Below are 2798 nucleotides of genomic sequence, written 5' to 3'. Positions count from 1 at the left end.
CAACACACTGGTCGCCGCGGGGCCGGACTTGCGGCGCAACTTTTCCGATGAATTGCCCAGTGGCAACGTGGACGTCGCGCCGACCGTGTTGTGGATCCTGGGTGTCAAACCGCCCAAACCGATGGATGGCCGCGTGCTGACGGAAGCGTTGACGATTGACGGCCCGAAAATCGGAACACCGGCGACGACGCAAATCGAGGCCACGCGCCCGCAGGGGAACACGGTCTGGCGGCAGTACCTGAAACGCACGGAACTCAACGGCGTGATTTATCTCGACGAAGGCAACGGCGGCATCACGTCGAGATGACGCGAACCGTTCGAAGCCCAGTTTTCTTGACCCTCACTTGAGGCTTGCGCAAGCTGCGCCGTGCCTGTGGCCGAAAAAATCCTCTCCGAGCTGCGCCGCATCCTCGGCGGCCAGAACGTCCTGACCTCGGCGGAGGACCTGATTCCCTATTCCTTCGATGGCACCGCGGCCATGCAGCGAATGCCCGGCTGTGTCGTTTTCACGCAGACCACCGAACAGGTCGCGGACGTTCTGAAACTGGCCAACCAAACCCGGACGGCGATCGTCACGCGCGGCTCGGGCACCGGTTTGAGCGGCGGCAGTCTGCCCAGCGCGGATTGCGTCGTGTTATGCACGGTTCGGATGGACAAAATCCTCGAGCTGGACCGCGCCAACCTGACGATGCTGGCGGAACCGGGGGTGACGACGCTGCAGATCGCGGACGCCGCCAGCGCCGCGGGCCTGTTTTATCCGCCCGACCCCGGCTCGATGAAAATCTCGACCATCGGCGGGAACGTCGCGGAGAATTCCGGCGGACTGCGCGGCCTGAAATACGGCGTCACCCGCAATTACGTGATGGGACTGGAAGTCGTGCTGTCGTCCGGAGAAGTGATGTGGACCGGCAACAAATGCGTGAAGGATGTCGCCGGTTATTCGCTCAAGGACCTGTTCGTCGGCTCGGAGGGAACGCTCGGCGTCATCACCAGGGTCTTGTTGCGCCTGATTCCGCAGCCAAGGGCGAAGCGGACGATGGTGGCGACGTTCGCGCAGATGGACCACGCCGCCGAATCGGTCTCCGCCATCATCGCCGCGCAGATCATCCCCTGCACTCTCGAGTTCCTCGATCGCACGACGATTCATTGCGTCGAGGACTACGCGAAGATCGGCCTGCCGCTGGATTGCGAGGCGCTGTTGCTGATGGAAACCGACGGCCATCCGGCGGTCGTGGCCGAAGAAGCCGCGCAAATGGAAAAAATATGCCGCGAAAAAGGATGCCTCGAAGTGCGCGTGGCCCGAGACGATGTCGAGGCGGCCAAGCTCGCCAGCGCGCGGCGCTCCGCGTTCTCCGCGCTCGCCCGTGTCGCTCCGACCACGATTCTCGAAGACGCCACCGTGCCGCGCAGCGAACTGGGCAGGATGATCCGCTTCGTGGAAGCCGTCGCGAAAAAATACCGGTTGCGCATCGGCACTTTCGGCCACATGGGCGACGGCAATCTGCATCCGACGTTTCTCACCGACGAACGCAACAAGGACGAAATGCACCGCGTGGAAGAGGCGTTCAAGGAAATCTTCGACGAGGCCATCCGGCTCGGAGGCACCATCACCGGCGAACACGGCGTCGGTCTGGCCAAGAAATCCTTTCTGCCGAAGTTCGCCGGGGACGCCCAGATGCGCGTGATGCGCGAATTGCGCCGCGTCCTCGACCCGAACGGCATTTTGAATCCGGGCAAGATGTTTGACTGAGCGGATTCAAACCCTCTGCACACCGGCGCCATCCAACAAACGTGAAACAACGATCCACCGCGCGAACGGAACAGGAATATGTCCTGGGCACGGACGATGACGAACTCGTCCGCCTGGGTCTTCAGCACCAGCTCTGGGCGGAGCAGGCGGCGGGCGCCTGGGAGCGGGCCGGTTTCGGCCCCGGACAAAAACTGCTCGACGCCGGCTGCGGCCCCGGCTACGCGACGTTCGACCTTGCCAGCCGCGTGGGAAGGGGCGGACAGGTCACCGCGATCGACGCGTCGCAACGTTTCATCAGACACCTTCGGTCCCGGGCCGCCTTGCTCGAGTTGAACAACGTCATCGCCTCCGTTGGCAACCTCGAACGACTGAAGCTGCCCGCCAGCACATTCGATGGCGCGTATGCCCGTTGGGTTCTGTGCTTTGTCAAACACCCCGAAGCGGTGGTGGCCGGCGTGGCGCGCGCGTTGAAACGCGGAGGCGTCTTTGTTGTGCAGGATTATTTCGATTACGAAGGCGTGCTGATCGCGCCGGATTGCGACGTGTTCAAACGCGTCTTCAAGATGGTCGCGCGGTCGTGGCGGATGCGGGGCGGCAATCCCGATATCGGCGCGGAAGTTCCCCGCCTCATGTCGCGCTGCGGATTCGCCGTGCGGGAGATCAGGCCCATCGTCCGCGTCGCGCGGCCCGGTTCGCCGCTTTGGAAGTGGCCGGAAACTTTTTTCGCGAACTACCTCGCACCGCTGGTGGAATGGGGATTGATCAGCAAATCCGACGGGAAAAATTTTCAACGCGAATGGCGCAGACGCTCACGCGATCCCTCCGCCTTTTTCGTGACACCACCCATGATTGAGTTCATCGGCGTCAAGCGGTGAATGCGGGTGCGTTCCTAAACCAGACCGGTGCCTATTACGGCGGCGCCCAGGCCCGGTAAAACCGCCGGGCCGAAGTCGCGCCCAAAGGCTCCGTAAAAATGAAGCTGTTGCCGGCGGGGACATTGGTGCTGATGGAAACCCAATCAACGAGATTGGTCGAGGCTTGAATGAGG

Annotated in this window: 3 protein-coding genes; all 3 read left to right on the top strand. The window is 62.6% G+C overall.

Translation table 11 applies throughout. The features are described 5' to 3' along the window. On the top strand, window positions 1-307 hold a 307-nt coding region (locus VN887_07990; GenBank protein ID HXT39947.1), incomplete at its 5' end, for a hypothetical protein. Window positions 308-367: 60 nt separating this feature from the next. Continuing rightward, the gene (locus VN887_07985) at window positions 368-1750 is read left to right on the top strand and encodes an FAD-linked oxidase C-terminal domain-containing protein (GenBank protein ID HXT39946.1); all 1383 of its coding nucleotides are present in this window, start codon (window positions 368-370) and stop codon (window positions 1748-1750) included. 41 nt (window positions 1751-1791) lie between these two features. Continuing rightward, a complete protein-coding gene (locus VN887_07980; GenBank protein ID HXT39945.1) occupies window positions 1792-2625 on the top strand; it encodes a methyltransferase domain-containing protein in 834 nt (277 codons plus the stop codon). Window positions 2626-2798 lie beyond the last annotated feature (173 nt).

Source organism: Candidatus Angelobacter sp., assembly GCA_035607015.1.
GTDB lineage: Bacteria > Verrucomicrobiota > Verrucomicrobiia > Limisphaerales > AV2 > AV2.
The sequence above is the reverse complement of the archived record's forward strand: the minus strand, read 5'-3'. Positions and strand labels throughout refer to the sequence as shown.